General features: G+C 72.4%; 17 protein-coding genes. 11 read left to right on the forward strand and 6 right to left on the reverse strand.

What is annotated here, in order from left to right; translation table 11 throughout:
• The first annotated feature begins 18 nt into the window (after positions 1-18).
• From gspG to gspD, 9 genes are read left to right on the forward strand one after another with little or no spacing between them, the layout of a single operon-like run.
• A complete protein-coding gene (gene gspG, locus ALSL_RS12900; RefSeq protein ID WP_126539682.1) occupies positions 19-444 on the forward strand; it encodes a type II secretion system major pseudopilin GspG in 426 nt (141 codons plus the stop codon).
• Positions 445-460: 16 nt separating this feature from the next.
• Complete coding sequence (locus ALSL_RS12905) at positions 461-973, forward strand: GspH/FimT family pseudopilin (RefSeq protein WP_126539683.1); 513 nt, start codon at positions 461-463, stop codon at positions 971-973.
• A complete protein-coding gene (locus ALSL_RS12910) occupies positions 970-1,380 on the forward strand; it encodes a prepilin-type N-terminal cleavage/methylation domain-containing protein (RefSeq protein ID WP_126539685.1) in 411 nt (136 codons plus the stop codon). The genes ALSL_RS12905 and ALSL_RS12910 overlap by 4 nt, the downstream gene beginning before the upstream one ends.
• Positions 1,380-2,171, forward strand: a complete 792-nt coding sequence (locus tag ALSL_RS12915) for a prepilin-type N-terminal cleavage/methylation domain-containing protein (protein WP_231700235.1) — start codon at positions 1,380-1,382, stop codon at positions 2,169-2,171. The genes ALSL_RS12910 and ALSL_RS12915 overlap by 1 nt, the downstream gene beginning before the upstream one ends.
• Entirely contained in the window at positions 2,168-3,004 is an 837-nt protein-coding gene (locus ALSL_RS12920) for a type II secretion system minor pseudopilin (RefSeq protein ID WP_126539687.1), read from the forward strand. Before ALSL_RS12915 ends, ALSL_RS12920 begins: the two co-directional genes overlap by 4 nt.
• Positions 3,001-4,143 (forward strand): PilN domain-containing protein, encoded by a 1,143-nt coding sequence (locus ALSL_RS12925; RefSeq protein ID WP_126539689.1) that lies wholly within the window; start codon positions 3,001-3,003, stop codon positions 4,141-4,143. The genes ALSL_RS12920 and ALSL_RS12925 overlap by 4 nt, the downstream gene beginning before the upstream one ends.
• The gene (gene gspM / locus ALSL_RS12930) at positions 4,140-4,763 is read left to right on the forward strand and encodes a type II secretion system protein GspM (protein WP_126539691.1); all 624 of its coding nucleotides are present in this window, start codon (positions 4,140-4,142) and stop codon (positions 4,761-4,763) included. Before ALSL_RS12925 ends, gspM begins: the two co-directional genes overlap by 4 nt.
• Positions 4,760-5,470, forward strand: coding sequence for a general secretion pathway protein GspN (locus ALSL_RS12935; protein ID WP_126539693.1), 711 nt, complete (start codon positions 4,760-4,762; stop codon positions 5,468-5,470). Before gspM ends, ALSL_RS12935 begins: the two co-directional genes overlap by 4 nt.
• Before the next feature lie 3 nt (positions 5,471-5,473).
• Complete coding sequence (gspD, locus tag ALSL_RS12940; RefSeq protein ID WP_126539695.1) at positions 5,474-7,819, forward strand: type II secretion system secretin GspD; 2,346 nt, start codon at positions 5,474-5,476, stop codon at positions 7,817-7,819.
• Between the two features lie 4 nt (positions 7,820-7,823).
• Here gspD and dinG read toward each other — a convergent pair whose 3' ends face one another.
• Positions 7,824-9,920, reverse strand: a complete 2,097-nt coding sequence (gene dinG, locus ALSL_RS12945; protein WP_126539697.1) for an ATP-dependent DNA helicase DinG — start codon at positions 9,918-9,920, stop codon at positions 7,824-7,826.
• A 180-nt stretch (positions 9,921-10,100) separates the two neighbouring features.
• Here dinG and ALSL_RS12950 point away from each other — a divergent pair, with 180 nt between their 5' ends.
• Complete coding sequence (locus ALSL_RS12950; RefSeq protein WP_126539699.1) at positions 10,101-12,977, forward strand: bifunctional diguanylate cyclase/phosphodiesterase; 2,877 nt, start codon at positions 10,101-10,103, stop codon at positions 12,975-12,977.
• 55 nt (positions 12,978-13,032) lie between these two features.
• Here ALSL_RS12950 and ALSL_RS12955 read toward each other — a convergent pair whose 3' ends face one another.
• The 4 genes from ALSL_RS12955 to ALSL_RS12970 form a co-directional block, all read right to left on the reverse strand.
• A complete protein-coding gene (locus ALSL_RS12955; protein ID WP_126539701.1) occupies positions 13,033-13,710 on the reverse strand; it encodes a YecA/YgfB family protein in 678 nt (225 codons plus the stop codon).
• A 3-nt stretch (positions 13,711-13,713) separates the two neighbouring features.
• On the reverse strand, positions 13,714-14,481 hold the full coding sequence (xth, locus tag ALSL_RS12960) for an exodeoxyribonuclease III (protein WP_126539703.1): 768 nt from the start codon (positions 14,479-14,481) through the stop codon (positions 13,714-13,716).
• A gap of 26 nt (positions 14,482-14,507) precedes the next feature.
• On the reverse strand, positions 14,508-16,565 hold the full coding sequence (locus ALSL_RS12965) for a M3 family metallopeptidase (RefSeq protein WP_126540276.1): 2,058 nt from the start codon (positions 16,563-16,565) through the stop codon (positions 14,508-14,510).
• 193 nt (positions 16,566-16,758) lie between these two features.
• Entirely contained in the window at positions 16,759-17,709 is a 951-nt protein-coding gene (locus ALSL_RS12970) for a patatin-like phospholipase family protein (RefSeq protein ID WP_231700236.1), read from the reverse strand.
• A 170-nt stretch (positions 17,710-17,879) separates the two neighbouring features.
• Between ALSL_RS12970 and ALSL_RS12975 the strand changes: the two genes are divergently transcribed.
• Complete coding sequence (locus tag ALSL_RS12975; RefSeq protein ID WP_126539707.1) at positions 17,880-19,664, forward strand: SLC13 family permease; 1,785 nt, start codon at positions 17,880-17,882, stop codon at positions 19,662-19,664.
• A 72-nt stretch (positions 19,665-19,736) separates the two neighbouring features.
• Here the strand turns inward: ALSL_RS12975 and ALSL_RS12980 are convergent, their stop codons facing one another.
• Positions 19,737-20,714, reverse strand: coding sequence for a helix-turn-helix transcriptional regulator (locus ALSL_RS12980; RefSeq protein ID WP_126539709.1), 978 nt, complete (start codon positions 20,712-20,714; stop codon positions 19,737-19,739).
• Positions 20,715-20,793: the final 79 nt, after the last annotated feature.

Here is a 20,793-nt window from a genome sequence, read left to right on the forward strand (position 1 = left end):
AACATGACGAGGTCCAGCATGCAGCACGAACACATTCGTTCCACCGGCCGCGCCGGCGGCTTCACCCTGCTCGAGATGCTCGCGGTGATCGTGCTGATCGGCATCATCGGCGCGGTGGTGGTGACCCAGGTCGGCAAGAACGTGGACAAGGGCAAGTACGGCGCCGGCAAGGCGCAGCTCACCACGCTGGCGCAGAAAATCGAGAACTACGCGCTCGACAACGGCGCGCCACCGGCGCAGCTCGGCGACCTCGTCACCAAGCCGGCCAACGCGGGCAACTGGCAGGGTCCGTATGCCAAGCCGTCCGACCTCAAGGACCCGTGGGGCCACGACTTCGGCTACAAGGCGCCGGGCGAGCATGGCAGCTTCGATCTCGTCTTCTACGGCCAGGACGGCAAGCCCGGCGGCGAGGGCTACGACGCGGACGTCGGCAACTGGCAGTAAGGCGCGACGGATCCTGATGACCGCGACATCGATCGTCGTCTTCGATGCAGCAAGCCGGCAACCGCCCGCCGGCGCGACTCGCCGCGCGCGGGGCTTCACGCTGCTGGAAATGCTCGCCGTGATCGCGCTGATCGGCATCGCCGCCGTAGCGGTGTCGGTGTCGGTGACCCAGGGTCTGGCCGGCGCGCGCGTACGCGCGGCCAGCGGCGAGCTGGCCGCCGCCTTGCGTGCCACCCGTGCGCAGGCGATCGTGCAAGGTCGCGCGCAGGGCTTCGAGCTGGACGTGCGCGACGCCAGCTACCGCGGCGCCGACGGCCGCATCGTGGCTCTGCCGGCCGGCATGCGGGTGTCGATCACCAGCGCGCGCGAGGACCAGCCCGACGCGCACACCGGCCGCATCCGCTTCTTTCCCGATGGCAGCTCCACCGGCGGCCACATCGTCCTCGCGCACGGGGCACGGCGCTGGCGCATCGACGTGGCATGGCTCACCGGCGCGGTCGGCGTCGGTGACGACGCGGTCGTGCGATGAGGCGCGCGCGCGGCTTCAGCCTGCTGGAAATGGTGGCGGCGATGCTGCTGCTCGCGCTGGCCTTCACCGCGCTGATGCAGGTCGCCGGCGGCGCGCTGCGTCTGGCCGGCAACGCCGGCGACCACAGCCGCGCCGCATTGTGCGCACGCAGCGTGCTCGATGGCGCCTTCGTGCTGGAGCCGCTCAGAACCGGCAGCTTCGGCGGCCGCCTGGGCGATGACTGTCGCTGGCAGCTCGACGTGCGGCCGTGGCGGCCGGCGGCGGCAGCGCAGGAACCGGCGGCACCGGACACGCCGCTGGGCCTCTACCACCTGGAGCTACGCGTGCGCTGGGGCGCGCAGGGGCACGAGCGCACGGCGCGCTTCAGCACCCTGCGCGTGGCCTCCACGACCGGGGAGATGCCGTGATGGCGGCGGCCGAACCGGCAAGGCCGACGGCCTGCACCGCCCCGCCTGCAATGGCCTGCGCGAGGGCGGCCACCGGTCGCGGCAGCCTTGGCCGGGCCACGGTCCGGCACGACCGCGCTGGTCCTGGACTGCCGCGCGGCTTCAGCCTGCTCGAGGTGCTCGGCGCGCTGGCGCTGCTCGCACTGCTGCTGCTCGGCGTGTACGCCGGCATCCGCACCGCGACACAGAGCGTGCGCGCCGGCACCGCGGCGATCGACCGGCTCGACCGCATCCGCGCGGCGCAGGCCTTCCTGCGTCGCGAACTGGCCCAGGCGATGGCGCAGCCGATCGGACGCGACGAACGCGGCGATGCGCTGTACTTCTCCGGAAACGCGCACGAACTGCGTTTCGTCGCGCCGCTGCCGGGCTATCTGGGCAAGCGCGGACCGCAATTGCAGACGCTGACCCTGGTCGACGACGGCCATGGCGGGCAGCGACTGGAAATCCGCTTCGCCGCCCTGGCCACCGGCGGCGAAGCCGCCCCCGCGCAGGGCCGCACGGAAGTGCTGCTGGAAGGCGTGCACGAGGGCGCGTTCGCCTATCGCGGCGTCGATGCCCGCGGGCAGCCGGGTGACTGGCAGTCCGACTGGCCCGACGGCCGCCTGCTGCCCGCGCTGGTGCGCATCGAACTCAAGGCGCCCGCCCCCGAACACTGGCCGCCGCTGGTGGCGCCGCTGCGGGTGGATGCGGGCGCGAGCCTGGGCCGTCCCGGGCTGCTGCAGCGTCTGCGTCCGCTGGGCGGTGCGCGATGAGGGCCATCGCCACCCGCCCGCGCAGTCAACGCGGCATCGCCCTGCTGGTGGTGCTGTGGGCATGCACGCTGCTGGCCATCCTGCTCGGCGGCTATGCGGTGCTCGCACGCACCGAAGGCCTGCAGGCGCGCTACCAGTTCGCGCAGACGCAGGCCCACTATGCGGCCGAGGCGGGACTGGCGCGGGCGATCTACGCCTTGACCGACCCGGAGCCGCGCCGGCGCTGGATCGCCGACGGACGGCCCTATGAAGTCGCCTTCGACGGCGCGCGCGTGCGGGTCGGCGTGGTCGACGAGAGCGGCAAGGTCGATCTCAATGCCGCCCAGCCGGAAGTGCTGGCGGCCCTGTTCCAGGCCGCCGGCGCGACCGCCGCGCAGGCCGGGCCGCTGGCCGCCGCGGTGGTCGCCTGGCGCTCGCCGCCCACGGCCGGCGGTGAACCGGCCGGTGCGACCGCGCGTCATGCGCCGTTTGCGAGCCTGGAGGAGTTGCAGCAGGTGCCGGGCATGACCGCCGGGCTGTATGCCCGCCTCGCCGACGACATCACGATCTGGTCCGGCCGCGCCGCGCCGGAACCGGCGAGCGCCTCGCCGCTCGCGCTGGCCGCGATTCCGGGCATGACCGCCGCGCAGATCGCGCAGCTGACGTCGCAGCGGCAGCAAGCGGCGACCGCCCCGCTGGCCGCGATGTCCGGCGTCACGCATAGTATCCGTGCCGAAGCCACGCTGGCCGACGGCACGCGCGCGGTCCTGCGCGCCACGGTACGCCTGCAGGGGGGCAGGTCCGGGGCGCAGCCGTACGCGATCTTGCATTGGCGGGAGGACGACGGGGAATGAACACGGTCATGCGCTCGCTGCAGCCGCCGCTGGCACGCGCGCGGCGGCTCTGGCGTGCCTCGCCGGTGCCGGCCTTCCTGCGCTGGTGGGGCGGCGAGCTGCGGCAGCTGCTGCCGGCGCCGATCCGCCGCGCGCTGACCGACGGCGCGGTGTGGTTCCTGCTGGAGCAGGCAGCGGACGACTGGCGGCTGCGCCGCGACGGTGCGGCGACGCCGCTCGCGCGCTGGCCGGCCGAGGCCCCCAGCGCCGACGTGCAGGCGCGGCTGGCCGGAGCCATGGCCGACGTGGAGGCCGGCGACCGGCGCCTGGCGCTGCTGTTGCCGCCCGCGCGCGTGCTGCGCCGCGTGCTGTCGCTGCCCCGCGCCGCGGCGGCGGATCTGCACCAGGTCGGCGCCTTCGAGATGGACCGGCAGACACCGTTCCGTGTCGAGCAGGTGTATTACACGCTGCGCGTCCTGCCGGCCGCCGCACCGCCCGGACGGCTGGCCGTCGAGCTGGTGGCGGTGCCGCGTGGCATCCTCGACGCCCAGCTGGCGGCGCTGCGCACGGCCGGTATCGCCGTCGATGCGGTGGACGTCGCCAGCGGCGACGGTCGGCTGGGCGTGGATCTGCTGCCGGCCGGTCAGGCACCTCGCCATCCGCGGCCGCGGTTGCGGCTCAACCTGGGGCTGGCGGCGCTGTGCGCGGTCCTGCTGGTGCTCGGCCTCGGCCAGTGGCGCCACAACCGCGAGGCCGCGCTGGCGCAGATGCGCGAGGAGGTGGCCGCGCTGCGCGCCCAGGCCCAGACCGTGGCGGCACTGCGCCAGCAGTGGCAGGACGAGGTCGGCGCCGCCGGTTTCCTGCTCGAACGCAAGCGGCAGGCCACCAGCCGGCTCGCCCTGCTCGACGAGCTCACCCAGCGCCTGCCGCCCAACGCCTGGCTGGAACGGCTGAGCCTCGATGCAGGCGGCCAGCTGGCCTTGCAGGGCCAGGCGCAGCAGGCCATGCGCCTGATCGACGCGCTGAAGGATTCCCCGCTGATCGCCGACCCTAACTTCCAGGGCAGCATCCAGCCCGATCCGACGACCGGCAGGGACCGTTTCTACCTGCTCGCGCACCTGCGCCAGCCGGCGCAAGGTTCCCCGGGAGCCACGCCGTGAAGACTCCTGGTCCGCGCGAACGACGCATCGCCGCCGTATTCTTGCTGCTGCTCGCGCTGGCGCTCGGCTACCTGCTGACGCTGCACGGCTGGCTGGTGGCGCCGCTGCGTGCGATCGACGCCGAGATGGACGCGCTGCGCGACGCCCACGGCCGCTATCTGGCCGCCATCGCCGAGAAGCCGCTGCTGCAAAAACGCCTTGCCGCGCTCGGCGCCGGGCAGGCCGCGAGCGCGGCCTTCCTGCCCGAGGAGGACGGCGCCGCCGCCAACGCTGGCCTGATGCAGCGCGTGCTGGACGTCACCGCCGCGCAGGCGCGCCAGGGCGGCTGCGAGGTCACCCAGAAAATGCCGCTGCCGACCCTCCCGGCGGGCGCGGGCGAGCCTTACCGCAAGGCCGTGGTCACCATCGGCCTGCGCTGCGACATCGAACCGCTGGCCGCGGTGCTGTACGAACTCGAGCACGGCACGCCGTACCTGTTCGTCGACGAGCTCAGCATCTACCGCAATCCGGTGGCGGCGCAGGAACGGGCCGGCGCGCCGCTGGAGGTGCAGTTCGCGCTTTCCGGCTACCTGCGCCCGGCGCGCCCTGCGGCCGCAGCCGCGCCCGGTGCCGCGCCATGAACGCAGCCACGCAAAGACGGCTGAGCCTGCCGCTGGCGATCCTCGCCGTCGCGCTCGGCGGCTTCTGGCTCGCCGGCCTTGCCGGCCTCGGCCGCAGCGTGCACTGGGACCCGCCGCGCACCACGGTGGCGCCGCAGGCCGCACCGGGGCGCACCGCCACGCTGCCGCGCCCGCCGCCGCTCGAGCGCTATGCCGCCGTGTGGACGCACCCGCTGTTCGACCCGCAGCGCCGTCCGCAACTGCGCGGTACCGAGGCGCAGAGCCTCGGCGAGCTCGCGCTCACCGGCATCATCCTCACCCCCGGCCTGCACATGGCGCTGCTGCGCGGCCGCGACGACGTCCAGGTGCGCGTGCGCGAGGGCGAGGCCCTGCCCGACGGCAGCGCCACCCTGGTCGCACTCGAACCGCGGGCGGCGATCTTCGAGGGGCCCGGTGGCCGGTTGGCGCTCACCCTGCCGGCCGGGGCGCCGATCGATCCGCCCTCACGCACGCCGCCGCCGAGCGCCGCCGTGTCGCCGCCCCCGTCGGCGGCACCGGGCACGACCTCGATGGTGGTGGCCGGCGGCGACAGCCCGGACCGCCGCGAGGCGCGCCCGCCGCGGGCGGCCGCCGACGATGAGGCTGCGCGCCTGGAGCGGCTCAAGGCCAGCCTGCGCCAACGCCGCGCCCTCCCAGACACCCCGCCAGCCCCCGCCGGAGAACGCTGATCCATGCCGCCTTTTTTCAAGCCTCTGGCCCGCGCCCTGCCGGTCTTTCTGCTGGTCCTCGCCAGCGGCTGCGCGAATCTGCCGCAACCGCGCGACGACGGCGCCCTGCAGCGCGAGGCGATGGCCGGCACCGAACTGCCGCCGCCTGCGCCGCTGCCACTCGACCAGCGCTACGGGCCGAGCGGCGCCGGCAACGCCGCGCCGGAGATCCAGCGCGGTAGCGGGCGCTTCATCCAGCCGGTACCGCTGGCCACGCCGCGCGGCGCGCCGGGCGGCGCGGGCACGGTCACGCTCAATTTCGAGAACCAGCCGGTGCAGGCGGTGGTGAAGGCCATCCTCGGCGATCTGCTGAAGAAGAACTACACCATCGTCCCCGGCGTGCAGGGCAACGTCTCCTTCGCCACCGCGCAACCGGTGACGGCCGACCAGGCGCTGCCGATCCTGGAGATGCTGCTGTCCTGGACTGGCAACGCGCTGGTCCAGCGCGGCGACGGCTACGTGGTGATGCCGGCCAAGGAGGCGGTGGCCGGCAACCTGGTGCCGGGCCTGGCCGCGCCGCCGCCGGCGGCAGGCCTGGCCGCGCGGCTGTTCCCGCTGCGCTACATCGGCGCGGCCGAGATGCAGAAGCTGATCAAGCCGTTCGCGCGGCCCGACTCGGTGCTGCTGGTCGACCCCGCGCGCAATCTGCTGGTGCTCGCCGGCACGCCCGAGGAACTGGACAACTACCAGCGCACCATCCGCACCTTCGACGTCGACTGGCTGCGCGGCATGTCGGTGGGCGTGTTCAGCCTGCAGCGCGCCAACGTCACCGACCTGGTGCCCCGGCTCGAGGCCATGTTCGGCAAGAACGGCGACACCCCGCTCGCCGGCATGCTGCGCTTCCTGCCGATCGAGCGCACCAATGCGCTGGTGGTGATCAGCACGCAGCCGGACTACCTGACCGAGGTCGGCCAGTGGATCGCGCAGATCGACCGCGGCGGCGGCAACGAGCCGCAGCTGTTCGTCTATGACGTCCGCAACGTCAAGGCCTCCGACCTCGCCCGTTATCTGGCGCAGATCTACGCCAGCGGGGCCGGCGCGGGCGGCGGCGCCGCGGCGGGCCAGGTCGGCCCCGGACTGAACGCCGCGACCCTCGCCGGCGGCACCGCCATGGGCAGCCTGGCCGGCGGTTTCGGCAATCCGGGCGGACTCAACGGCAGCGGCGGGATGAATGGCGGCGCCGGCGGCCTGAATGGCGGCTACGGCAACGCCACCGCCGGCGTGCCGGCCGGCGGCGAGGGTCGCGATACCGGCAGCGGCGGCGGCATGATCACCGCCGGGCTGGCCGGCCAGCCCGCGATGCCGGGACAGACCACCGGCGGCGGCGACCAGCAGTACAGCTCCAGCGACGGGATGACCCGGATCAGCTCGGTCGATGCCAGCAACCAGCTCCTGGTGCGCACCCGGCCCTCGCAGTGGGACGAGATCGAGGCGGCGATCAAACGCCTGGACAACGTACCGCTGCAGGTGCAGATCGAAACCCGCATCCTCGAGGTGCGCCTGACCGGCCAGTTCAGCTTCGGCGTGCAGTGGTACCTGGAAGGGCTGGTCGGCAACACCCAGAGCGTGGACGCCAACGGCAACGTGGTGGTCACGCCGGGCCAGCCGGGCAACCAGCAGCAGTGGGCGCTGGGCCGCGGCGGCGCCACCTACAACCCGAACGGCGACGGATTCTTCTATTCCTTCATCAACCACGACCTGCAGGTGGCGCTGCACGCCATCGAGGTGAGCGGCAACACCAAGACGCTGTCGGCGCCCTCGCTGGTGGTGCTCAACAACCAGGTCGCGGCGATCAACGTCGGCGATCAGGTGCCGATCAACCAGACCAGCGTCTCCACCATCGGCACCAGCAGCACCTTCAACGAGGTGAACTACCTCACCACCGGCGTGCAGCTGGCGGTGCAGCCGCGGGTCAATCCGGGCGGCCTGGTCTATCTCAACGTGCAGCAGGTGGTGAGCACGCCGGACTATTCGCGCGTCAACAACGGCAACCCGGCGGTGTCGGCCCGCTCGATGAGTACCCAGATCGCGGTGCAGAGCGGCCAGACCGTGCTGCTCGGCGGCCTGATCCAGCAGAACGAGGGCCAGACCGACACCGGCATCCCCGGCCTCAACCGCCTGCCGGTGGTCGGCCGGCTGTTCGGCGGCACCGACCGCAACCGCAACCGCACCGAGCTGATCGTGCTGATCACCCCGCGGGTGATCACCAGCAGCGAGGAGGCCCGCCAGGTGACCGACGAATACCAGCACAAGTTCGAATCGCTGGCGCCGCTGCGCGCCACCGGCGCGCCGGCCGGCGACCGGCGCTGAGCGCTCAGCCCGGCTCGAGCACGCGGCGGAACGGCGGCAGCGCGCGCAGCATGCCGGCGCCGTAGCGGCGGGTGAGCACGCGGCGGTCGAGCAGCACGATGCGGCCGCGATCGGCCTCGCTGCGGATCAGCCGGCCGCAGTACTGCACCAGCAGGCGCGTGGCCTCCGGCACGCTCACTTCCAGGAACGGATTGCGGCCGCGGGTTTCCAGCCATTCGGCATAGGTGGCGCCGACCGGGTCGGTGGGCACGGCGAAGGGCAGCTGGGTGATCACCACCGTCTCGCACAGCCGTCCGGGCAGGTCCAGACCCTCGCCGAAGCTGGCCAGCCCGAACAGCGTGCTGCCGGTGCCGGCCTCGACCGCGGCGGCGTGCTCGGCCAGGAGCTGCGCCTTGGGCAAGGTGCCTTGCACGCGCACCTTGCGCAGCTTGTCCAGCGGCAGCAGCTGCAGCACCCGCTCGAGCTTGCTGCGCGCGGTGAACAGCACCAGGTTGCCGGCCCGCCAGTCGAGCCGCTCGGCGAGCCAGCCGCTCACCGCGCGCGCGTGTGCCTCGCGGTCGTCGGGCAAGGCACCGAGCGCGGGGACCTCCAAGGTGGCCTGCGCGGTGAGGTCGAACGGCGAGGGCAGACTCAGCGTGGCCGCCTCGTCGGGCAGGCCGACGGCATCGGCGAAGGCGCGGAACTGGCCGCCGATGCTCAGCGTGGCGGAGGTCAGCACCACCGCCGCCGCCTGTTCCCACAGCACCGCGCGCAGCAGCGTGGCGGCAGACACCGCCGAAGCGTGGCAGACGAGCTGCTGGTCGGCGCCCAGGGTCACCCAGCGCGCCAGCGGCACCGCGCCCTCGGCGTCGGGCGTGCTCCAGGCGCGCCAGGTCCGGCACTGGCGGTCGAGCCGCTCCAGCGCCAGGCCAAGCTCGCGCGCCAGGGTGTCGCGGGTCGGGCCGCTCTCGCTCATCTCGACCACCGCGCGACGCACCGCGGTCAGCCAGCGCAGCAGTTCGCCGCCCAGGCGATGCAGCAGCCGCGCCTGCGCCACCCAGGCGTCGGGCAACTGGCCGAGCGAGCCGCGATAGATCGGCTCGCGTTCGGTGGGATCGGGCACCCACAGCAGGCGGATCTCGCGCTCGAGCCCTTCCAGCGCCTCGGTGAATTCCAGCAGGCGCGCCTCGGCCGCCTCCAGATCCAGCCGCCCCAGCCGCGGCTTGTCGGTGAAGGCGTAGGCCGCGTGCGCCTGGCGGACCAGCCGGCCGAGCTGGCGCAGCGCGGCGCCCAGGTGCACCTCGCTCGCGCCGCGCTCGACCGCCTTGCCCGGCAGGTGGTGGGCCTCGTCGAACACGTACAGCGTGTCTTCGGGCGCCGGCAGCAGCACGCCGCCGAAGCCGCCCTCGCCATTGGCCAGGGTGAGGTCGGCCAGCACCAGATCCTGGTTGGCGACGATGAGGTCGGCCTCGCCGATCGCGCGCCGCGCGGCGATCAGCGGACAGACCGCGAAATACGCGCAGCGCCGCCCGCTGCAGCCGCCGGCCGTGGTCGCCAGCATCGGCCGCAGGCTGCCGCCGAGGGGCACCGGGGTCTGGTCCAGGTCGCCCTGCCAGCGGCCGGATTCGAAGGCGGCGGCGAGCGCCTCGAGCGCCGTACGCTCGGCTTCCTTCGGCGGCTGCGTCCAGCCGGTGAACTCCTCGCCCAGGTCTAGCGCCGACTGGTGCTGGTCCAGCCCGGCGATGGCCAGGCGCAGGTTGCGCACGCACAAATAGCGGCCCATGCCCTTGGCCAGGGTCACCCGCGCCGTCTGGCCGGTGAGCGCGAGCAGCTGCGGGATGTCGCGCTCGACCAGCTGCTCCTGCAGCGCCACGGTGGCGGTGGCGACCAGCAGCTTCTTCTGCCGCGCCTGCGCCGCCGCCAGCCCGGCGACGAGATAGGCCATCGACTTGCCGGTGCCGGTCGGCGCCTCGATCGCCGCCACCCCGCCCTCCGCGGCGAGCGCGCGCGCCACCGCCGCGATCATCTGCGTCTGCGCCGCACGCGGGCGGAAGCCGGGCAGCCCGTCCTTGAGCCGCGCATAGGCGGCGCGGATGGCGTCCTTGAGGGAGTCGGTGAGCATGGCGGATACGGACGGCAGGACCTGCGATTGTAGCGGCAGGCCAGGCGGCGCCCGGCCATTCAAGTTCGCCGCCGGCGCGCCGATCTGCATGCGAAGAGTCGAGAGCGCGCTACCATCCTAAGGCGGCGCCGCCGGTCAAAGGCCTTCCAGGAGACGCGCCGCCCCCATGGACAAGGTGCGATGAGCCAGTCCTCCAAGCCCGGTCAACTGCCACCGGACGCGTCCGCGCGCATGGCCTGGCTCGCGCGCCTGGTCGGCGCGGGCTCGCAGCAGGCGGTGGCCGGGCTGGCCGAGGAGCGCGCGCGCATGCATCCGGCATGCCTGGCCGCCCGCATGGTGTGGCGCTACCTGGCCCCTGCGGGCGGGGGCGCCTGGCAGGTGCTCGACGACCGCCTGGTGATGCCGCTCGGCATCGACCTCGACGCGGCCCTGCACATCTGGCTGCAACCGGGCGCGTCGGCGGCGGAGGTCGCCGCCACGCTCGCCGGCGACCTCGCCCTGGCCGGTTGCCAGCTGCGCCTGGTGCTGGAGCTGGCGGAACTGAAGGATTCCCACCGCCAGCTCGCCCGCTCGGAAAACCTGCAGCGGGCGCTGTTCGCCATCTCCGACCTCGCCGGTGCCGATCTGGACATGGCCGAGCTCCTGCGCGGCATCCATGCCATCGTCGGCATGCTGATGTACGCGGAGAACTTCTACATCGTGCGCTACGACGCCGAGCGCGAAAGCGTGCGTTTCCTGTATTTCGCCGACGTCGCCGACCCCACCGACTACACCGGCCGCGAACTGTCCCTGCGCGACATCGCCGGCACCCCCACGGCGCATCTGCTCACCACCGGCCAGTCGCTGATGGGCAATGCCGAGGAACTCGCCGCCCAGGTCGACGGCAGCCTGCAGCCGGTCGGCCCGGACAGCGACCACTGGCTGGGCGTGCCGATGCAGCGCGAAGGCCGCGTGCAGGGCGCGCTGGTGGTGCAGAGCTACCAGTCGGGCATGCGCTACACCGAGGAGGACCGCAGCCTCCTGGTCTTCGTCGGCAGCCACATCCTCACCGCGCTGGAGCGCCGGCAGAGCAAGGACGAGCTGGAACAGCGCGTGCGCCAGCGCACCGAGGAACTGGCCGCGGCCAACCGCGAACTGCGTCAGGAAGTGCGCGAGCGCGAACGCGCGGAGCGCCTGCAGCAGGCGCTGTTCCAGCTGGCCGAGCTCGCCACCGCCGACATCGACGAAAACGCCTTCTACGAGCGCGTCCACGAGGTCGTCGGCCGCCTGCTGGACGCCTCCAACTTCTTCATCGCCCTGCTCAGCGAGGACCGCCGGCGCCTGGAGTTCCCCTATTACATCGATGCCGGCGTCCGCCAGACCCTGAGCCTGCCGCTGGCCGGGCTCAGCGAATATGTGCTGCGGCGCGGCGAGCCTTGGCTGGGCCGGCGTGCCGATATCGAGGCGCTGTATGCGAGCGGCGCGGCGGTGCCGCAATCCTTCGGCGCGCCGGCCAATTGCTGGCTCGGCGTGCCGCTGCGCGTGCACAAGGAGGTGATCGGGCTGGTCGTGGTGCAGACCTATGGTGAGGATGCCGGCTACGGCCCGGCCGATCAGGAACTGCTCGGCTTCGCCGCGCTGCAGATCGCCAACAGTATCTACCGGCGCCGCTCGGCGGCGGCCCTGCGCCAGTCCAACCTGGAGCTGGAGCGGCGCGTGGCCGAGCGCACCCGCGAGTTGCGCGAGGAAATCGCCCGCCGCGAGCATATCCAGCAGCAGCTGCGCCACCAGGTGTTGCACGACCCACTGACCGGCCTGCCCAACCGCGCCCTGCTGCGCGAGCGGCTGGAGGCGGTGCTCGATCGCGCCCGGCACGAACCCGGCCGCCGCTGCGCGCTGCTCTACCTGGACGTGGACCGCTTCAAGGTCATCAACGACAGCCTGGGCCACCTGGCCGGCGACGGCTTTCTCAAGGCCGTCGCCATCCGTCTGGCCCAGTGCGTGCGCGCGCCCGACCTGGTGGCGCGGCTTTCCGGCGACGAATTCGCCATCCTCATCGAACAGGTCGAATCGCTGGACACCGTGCAGCAGGTCGCGCGCCGGGTACTGGAGGCGCTGGCCCGGCCGCTGGAGCTGGCCGGGCGGGAACTGGAGCCTTCGGCCAGCCTCGGCATCGCGGTCAGCGACGAAGGCCACCTGTACGCCGACGCCCTGCTGCGCGACGCCGACGTCGCGCTGTACCGGGCCAAGGAGCTCGGCCGCAAGCGCTACGTGCTGTTCGACGACACCCTGGCCCGCAACGCCGAGGACGAGCTGGCACTGGAGGGCGAACTGCGCCGCGCCCTGCACCAGGGCGAGCTGCTGCCGCACTTCCAGCCGGTCCGCCGCCTGGACGATGGCGCCATCGTCGGCTACGAGGCACTGCTGCGCTGGCAGCACCCCGTCCGCGGCCTGCTGGTGCCGGAGGATTTCATGCGCGTGGCGCTGGACAGCGGCCAGATCGAGGCGATCGACTGGCACCTGTTCGCCCGCGCCTGTGAACAGTTCGCCCGGCTGGGGCCGGAGCACGGTTTCCTCAGCATCAACGTGGCGCCGCTGCACCTGCGCCAGACGGACTTCGACCGCCGCCTGCTGGCGCTGCTCGAACGCAGCGGCCTGTCGCCCTCGCGGTTGACCATCGAGGTCACCGAAGGCGCCCTGCTGGACGACACCGGCCGCGTTCGCGCCATCTTGGAACGCCTGCATGCGGCCGGCGTCGGCGCGGCGCTGGACGATTTCGGCACCGGCTATTCCTCGCTGAGCTATCTGCACACGCTGCCGCTGCGCCGGCTCAAGATCGACCGCGCCTTCGTCCAGCCGCTGGACCGCGACGCGCCCGCCAGCAGCCGGGCGGTGGTGACCGCCATCCTGGCCATGGCCGGCGCGCTCGGCATCGAGGTCATCGCCGAAGGCATCGAGACCGCCGGCCAGCGCGAGGCGCTGGTGGCGATGGGCTGCCACTTCGGGCAGGGCTATCTGCTCGGCCGGCCGGCACCGCTGCCGCCCGGCGACGCCGCGGCGGAGCCGCCGGCCGGCTGAACCAGGCCACCCCCGGCGAATGGCTCCGTCCGCGACCGGCGGGTCGCCCGTGCCTTCAGTGCACCCAGTGACCGCTGCGCTGGCGCGGCGGCGGGCCGGGATCGACCTGGGTGGCCTGCGTCAGCGCGGCGCGCTCGGCCGCGGTGGGTGGATGTTCCTGCCAGTAGCGGCGCACGGCCTCGAGCACCAGCGGCAGCTCGGTCAGGCACTCGTCGTATTCCTCGTCGGTGAGCTGCTCGAACTCAGCCTCAGTACTCAGCACGCCCTCGTCGACCGCCAGCGCCATGACCGGACCGAGCAGTTCCATGAGCTGCGCATCCTCGGCCAGGCGCTTTTCCCACACCGGCGCGTAGAGGTCGATGCCGCGGCTGAAACCCTCGCACCAGCCGGCGGCGGTGACCAGCGGCCCCTGCTCGGTTTCGACCTCGCCCAGGATCGGCTCGTAGGCGTCCATGTCGAGCTCGGCGAGGATGGAATCGTTGAGCTTGGCCAGCAGCGCCAGCACGCGGTTGGCCTCGGCCTCGTCGGTGAAGGCGTCGTGCAGCACCTGCGGCAGCCACACCTCCGGCGCGACCGGCAGCGGCCCGACCGCGAGGGCGGAAAGCAGGCCGTGCACGCCGTCGAGCAGCAGGCGGTCCTCGTCCTCGCCGGCATGCAGGCGCAGGTAGCGGTCGAGTTCGTCGAGCTCGACGTCATCGAGCGAGCTTGGCCATTGGTCGGAGGATGTGCTCATCGTTCAGATATCCAGTTCCAGCGTCACCGGGGCATGGTCGGAGGGCCGCTCCCAGCGGCGCGGCTCGCGGTCGATCGTCGCCGCGCGCGCGGCGGGTTTCAGCGCCTCGCCGATCAGGATGAGGTCGATGCGCAGGCCGAGGTTGCGCCGAAAGGCGCCCTGCCGGTAGTCCCACCAGCTGAAATGGCCGGCGCCGGGCTCGAACAGCCGGAAGCTGTCGGCAAGGCCGAGCTCGGTGATGCGGCGCAGCGCCTCGCGCTCGGGCGTGGAGCAGAGCACGCGCTCGTGCCAGGCGGCCGGATCGTGCACGTCGCGATCGTCCGGGGCGATGTTGAAATCGCCGAGCACCACCAAGTGCGGATGGCGTTCGTGCTCGCGGGCGAGGAACTCGCGCACTTTCTCGAGCCAGGCGAGCTTGTAGGCGTATTTGGGATCGCCGACCGCCTTGCCGTTGACCACGTACAGATCGACCACCCGCAGCGGACCGACGCTGGCGGCGAGGATGCGCCGCTGCGGATCGTCCAGCCCCGGAATGTCGGTGACGACCTCGCGCGGCTCCTCGCGGGCCAGGATCGCCACGCCGTTGTAGCTCTTCTGCCCGGCGAACACGGCGCGGTAGCCGGCGGCGGCGAGCTCGTCGCGCGGGAAGCGGGCGTCCTCGAGCTTGGTCTCCTGCAGCGCCACCACGTCCGGCTGCGCGGCGGCCAGCCACTCGGTGAGCTGGGGCAGGCGCACCTTCAGCGAATTGACGTTCCAGCTGGCGATCTTCATCGGCGCGATTGTATGCGATGGCCCCTTCAGGCCAGCCCGTGGCTTCGGAGCAGCGCCTCGGGATCGGGCGTGCGGCCGCGGAAGGCGACGAAGCTTTCCAGCGCCGGCCGGCTCGCGCCGACGGCCAGGATCTCGCGGCGGAAACGCTCGCCGGTGGCGCGGTCGAGCACGCTGCCGCCGTCCCGGGCGGCCTCCTCGAACGCGCCGAAGGCGTCGGCGGCGAGCAGCTCGGCCCACAGGTAGCTGTAGTAGCCGGCCGCATAGCCGCCGGCGAAGACGTGGGTGAAGGCATGCGGGAAACGCTGCCAGGCCGGCGGATGGATCACCGCCACCTTGCGGCGCACCTCCTCCAGCACGCGCATCACCTGGGCGCCCTCGGCCGGGTCGTATTGCAGGTGCAGGGTGAAGTCGAACAGCGCGAATTCGAGCTGGCGCACCAGGAACAGGCCGGCATGGAAATGCCGCGCGGCCAGCATGCGCTGGAACAAGGGCTCGGGCAGCGGCTCGCCGGTCTGCCAGTGGCGGGCGAAAAGGTCCAGCCCCTCGCGGCGCCAGGCGAAGTTCTCCATGAACTGGCTGGGCAACTCCACCGCGTCCCACTCCACGCCCTCGATGCCGCCGATCGAGGGCAGGCCGATCTCGGTCAGCAGGTGGTGCAGGCCGTGGCCGAATTCGTGGAACAGGGTGAGCACGTCGTCGTGGCCGAGCAGCGCCGGCCGCTCGGCCGTGGGCGGCGCGAAATTGCAGGTCAGGAAGGCGACCGGGTCCTCGTGGTGCTCGCCGTCGTCGAAGCGCGCGCGGCACACGTCCATCCAGGCGCCGCCGCGCTTGCCGGCGCGGGCGTAGAGGTCGAGATAGAAGCCGGCGATCACCCGGCCGTCGGCTTCGCGCACCTCGTAATAACGCACGTCCGGATGCCATACGTCGACGTCGGTGCGCGGCGTGAACGCGATGCCGTAGAGCCGGCCGGCGACGGCGAACAGGCCATCGAGCACCGCCGGCAGCGGGAAGTACGCCTTGAGCCGCTCCTCGTCCAGCGCATGCCGGGCCTGGCGCAGTTTTTCGGCGGCGTAGGCGACGTCCCAGGGTTCCAGCGTGTCCAGCCGCAGGCTCTCGCGGGCAAAGTCGCGCAGCTCGTCGAGCTCGCGCTGGGCGAGCGGCTTGGCGCGCACGGCCAGATCCTCGAGGAAGCTCATCACCTCGAGCGGCGAACGCGCCATCTTGGTCGCCAGCGAGGCCTCGGCGGCATTGGCGAAGCCGAGCAGCCGGGCGGCCTCGTGGCGCAGGGCGAGGATCTTCTCGATGCGCGCGGAATTGTCGTAACGGCCGGCGTGCGGACCCTGGTCGGAGGCGCGGGTCTGGTAGGCCCAGTACACCCGCTCGCGCAGCGCGCGGTCGTCGGCGTAGGTCAGCACCGCCTGCACGCTGGGTTGCTTGAGCGTGACCAGGAAGCCCTCCAGTGCCTGCGCCTGCGCATAGGCGCGCAGCACCGCCAGCCCCGAGGGCGGGGTGCCGGCAAGCCGGCGCTCGTCGGTGACGTGCTCGCTCCAGGCCTCGGTGGCGTCGAGCACGGCGTTGGCAAATTCGGTGGAAAGCCGCGAGAGCTCGATGCCGATCTCGCGGAAACGGCTGCGTGCCGGCTCCTCGAGGGCCACGCCGGAGAGCCGGAAGTCGCGCAGGGCATGCTCGACGAGCGCGCGCGCCGGCCTGGGCAGCGCCGGGAAGTCCGGCGCCGCGGCCAGGGCCTCGACCGCGGCGTAGAGCTCGCGGTTCTGGCCCAGTTCCAGTGCATGCTCGGTGACCGCCTCCTCGGCCTCGCCGTAGGCCGCGCGCAGGGCCTCGCCATCGGCCACCGCGTGCAGGTGCGACACCGGCGCCCAGACCTTGTCGAGGCGCACATCCAGCCGCTCCTGCGGCAGCATCACGTGCGCGAAGTCGCGCGGCGTCGAGGCCGCGGTGAGCTCGGCGATGCCGGCGCGGTACTCGGCCAGGCGCAGCGTCACCGCCGGCATGACGTGTTCGGGGCGGATGGCGGAAAAGGCCGGCAGCGGTGTGTCGGCGAGCAACGGATTGGTGGGGGACATCGGATCCGGGGTGGTCATGAGATTTTTTTAAAAGAGATGCTGAAAAAGGCCCGTCCGGTGATTTTTTCGGTTCGCCGCGTCACGGAAACGCCCCGCGCCGCGCGCCAGGCATCCTGCCCAGACGGGGAGCACCGAGAAATCAGCGCCCATGGAGCAAACGCGCTGGATGGTGGCGCGCGGCGGGAAACGCAAGTCAACGCCGCAGTGGCGCGCCCTCCGCGCCGCCGTCGGCGGCGGCCGGGGCCAGAGGCCAAGCGTCCAGGGCCTGCGCCGCCGCTTGCCGGCCGTGTTCGATGAGCTCCTCGGCGCGATAGAACTCATAGGCCGCGGCCATGGTGCGCGGCAGCTGGATCAACAGGTCCGGCTCGTTGGAGGCCAGCCTGAGCCGGGCCAGCTTGGCCTGCATCAGGTCCATCGACTGCAGCAGCAGCTCGAGCGCGCCCGGCGCACGGGCGCGGGTCGCCGCGCCGCGGCCGCCGAACAGGGCCGACCAGCCGAAACGGCGTCCGCCGCGGACGGCCGGCACCTCGTCGATCTGCGTGTCGACGGCTTGTGGCTCGGCCGGTCCGTCGACGCTGACCGCGATGATGCGATCGGCGCGCTCGCGCATCAGCGGCGTTACCGGTACCGGGTTGAGCACGCCGCCGTCGACCAGCCGCAGACCGTCGATACGGTGAGGGCGGAACACGGTGGGAATCGCAATCGAGGCGCGGATGGCGTCGAACAGGCCGCCGCGGGCGAGCCACACCTCGCGGCCGCGGTCGATGTCGGTGGCCACCGCGGTATAGGCCAGCGGCAGATCCTCGATGCGCGCATCGCCCACCAGGCCGCGCAGGGTGGCGATGATCTTCTCGCCCTTGATGAAGCCGTCGCTGCTGAAGGTCCAGTCCACCAGCCGCAGCACGTCCATCCGGCGCAGTTCCAGCACCCAGTCGCGGTAGACGCCGAGCCGGCCGAGCGCGTAGACGCCGCCGATCAGCGCGCCCATCGAGGTGCCGGCGAGGGCGACGATGCGGTAGCCGCGTCGCTCCAGCTCCTCGATCACGCCGATGTGGGCAAGGCCGCGCGCGCCGCCGGCACTGAGCGCCAGCGCGACGGTGGGGCGGGCGGCAAGGTCGGGGGAAAGGGGGGCAGCGGCATCCACGCTGCACACGATACGTGGTGGTGCGGCCGCGGCAAAGCGGCGCGTACGCAGCGGCTGCAATGCCCGCGTCGGCGCCGGGGCTTCGGGTTGGCAGCGGTGCCCGGGGCATGAAACCATGCGGCCATGCCTTTTCCATTTCCAGTAACAGCCGCCCCGGCGAGGACGCGAGCATGAGCAGCCAGGCCCTCATCACCCTGGCCATCGTGGTCGTCGCGATGGGGCTTTTCGCCAGCGAGAAGCTGCGCGTGGACCTGGTCGCGCTGCTGGTGCTGGTCGCCCTGGTCGCGCTCGGCATCATCGGGCCGGAACAGGCGCTGGCCGGCTTCAGCAACGAGGCTACGGTGACGGTGGCGGCGATGTTCGCCTTGAGCCTCGGCGTGGAGCGCTCCGGCGCACTCGAGCCGCTGATCCGCCTGCTCCTGCGCATCCGTCGGCCGTGGCTGCTGACGCTGGCGCTGATGCTGGTGATCGCGCCGCTCGGGGCGTTCGTCAAGAACATCGCCCTGGTCGCCACCTTCGTGCCGCTGGCGCTGCGCGTGTGCCAGCGCACGCAGACCTCGCCGGCGCGGGTGCTGATGCCGATGGCCTTCGCCGCGCAGATGGGCGGCGTGTGCACGCTGGTCGGCACCTCGTCCAACCTGCTCGCCGACACCCTGGCGCAGCAGCACGGCCTGCCGGGCTTCGGCGTGTTCGAGTTCACCCGGCTGGGCGCGCTGCTGGCCGCGGTCGGCATCGTCTATCTGATGCTGGTCGGGCGCTGGTTGCTGCCGCGTCACGTCGAGGCGGCAATGCCCGCCGAGCCGGCCGAGATCGGCAAGTACGTCACCGAGCTCAAGATCGGCCCGAACTCGCCGCTGGTCGGCCACAGCATCGCCGATGCCAAGCTGGGCGAGCGCTACGGCGTGTATCCGCTGGAGCTGCTGCGCGGTGAACGGCGGATGTGGTCGCCGCGCTCGCAGCAGCTGGCCGCCGGCGACGTGCTGCTGGTGCGCGGCGACTGGGAGAAGCTCGAGGAGTTCCGCCGCCGCGCGGGGCTGGAAAACGTGCCCGGCGCCGGCCACGTCCGCGGCCGCGAGGACGGCGAGGACCCGCGCCTGCTGGCCGAGGCGATGGTCGCGCCCGGCAGCCCGCTGGAGGGCCGGCGGCTGGAAGAGGCGGGCCTCGACTGGCGCTACGACGCGGTGGTGCTCGCCATCCACCGGCGCGGCCATGTGCTGCGCGAGAAGCTCAGCGACACCCGGCTCGCGGTCGGCGACGTGCTGCTGCTGGTGATCGACCGCCAGGCGATGCCCAGGCTGCGCGCCGACTCGGGGCTGATCGTGCTCAGCGAGCGCGAGGATCGGGTGGGCACACCGCGCCGCGCGCTCGCCGCGCTCGCCATCATGTTCGGCGTGGTGCTGGTCTCGGCGCTGCACTGGCTGCCGATCCCGATCGCGGCGATCGCCGGCGCGGTGCTGATGGCGATCGCCGGTTGCTATGGCCGCAAGGACATCTACGAGGCGATCGACTGGAAGATCATCGTGCTGCTCGGCGCGATCCTGCCGCTCGGCATCGCGATCGAGAAGACCGGGCTGTCCCAGGCGCTGGTCGACGCGGGCATGCAGCTGGTCGGCAGCCACGGTCTGCTGGCGGCACTGTTCATGGTCTATCTGCTCACCGCGCTGCTCACCGAGCTCATGGGACACAACCCCTCGGTGGTGCTGATGGTCGGCATCGCCATCAGCGTGGCGCATGCCGCGCATGCCGACCCGCGGCCGTTCGTGGTGGCGGTGGCGTTCGCCGCGGCGACGTCCTTCGCCACGCCGGTCGGCTATCCCACCAACACCATGGTCTATTACGCCGGCGGCTACCGCTTCACCGATTTCATGAAGGTCGGCATCCCGCTGATCGCGCTGTTCTGCGCGCTGTCGGTATGGCTGATTCCGGTGTTCTGGCCATTCCACCCGGGCGGTTGAGAACCGCGCGCCGCCTGCGGGGCTCATGCAGGCGCGGTGAGCCGGGCACGCAAATCCCGCGCCCTGCGACGGTCATTTGCCCGTGTAGCTCGCCAGCGCCAGGTGCAGCAGCGACTTCATTTCCTCGCGCAGCGACAGCGGTTCGACGATCTCGGCATCGGGACCGTACTTGAGCACGTCCATCAACAGCTCGCGGGCGCTGGAATAGGGCAGCTTGAGCTCGTAGCGGCCGTCGGCCAGCCAGCGGCCCTGCTGCTGCGAATGCCAGTGGGCGTCGGCGACCCAGCGCGCGGCGTGGGCGGAAAAGCGGATCGTCGCCCACGCCCGCGGCTTGCCGGCAAAGATGCCGTAGCTCGAGGCCAGCGTCTCGTCGAGCACGGCCTCGTCGACGTCGATGGCCGGGGTGTCCAGCATCTGCGCCTCGGCGATGCGGTCGACGGCGAAGCTGCGCAAGGCCTCGCGGTCGTGGTCCCAGGCGTCCAGATACCAGTTGTCGCGGTAATGGGTGAGCCGCTGCGGCGAGACCTGGCGCCGGCTCTCGCTGTCGGTGGTGCGCGCGCGGTAGCGGAAACGCAGCCGGCGCCGCTCCAGCACCGCGCCGGCGACGGTGCGGAAGGTGCGCTGGTCCAGCGCCCGTTCCCCCCAGGCCAGCATGCGGATGCGTTCGAGCGGCGGCCGCGCCCCGCCCTGGCCGGCGAGCAGCTGCTCGATGCGCGCCTTGAACGGCGCCAGCGCCCCGGCCAGCACGCCGCCAGGGCCGGAGCGGCCGAGCAGTTCGTTGAGCGCGAGCAGGGCGGCCAGTTCGTCCGAACGCAGCCACAGCCCCGGCAGTTCGAAACGCTCCCCGCTGCCGGCGGCATAGCGGAAGGCGGCCGTCTCGCCGCCGACGCTCTCGATCGGCGCGCCGAGCGCGTCGCGCAGGAAGGCGAGATCGCGGTACAGGGTGGCGCGCGAACAGCCGAGTTCCTCGAGCAGGCGCGGCAGCGGCACCGGGTAGCGCGCGCCCTTGAGCAGCCGGTGCAGGGTGAGGATGCGCTCGTAGCGGTCCATGGAAATGCCAAACGGGACAGGGCGTTGTGTAGCATGGGTGCGTCCCGCGGGCACCGCAAGCCGGTATGCCCCGAAGCCG

Source organism: Aerosticca soli, assembly GCF_003967035.1.
Taxonomy (GTDB): domain Bacteria; phylum Pseudomonadota; class Gammaproteobacteria; order Xanthomonadales; family Rhodanobacteraceae; genus Aerosticca; species Aerosticca soli.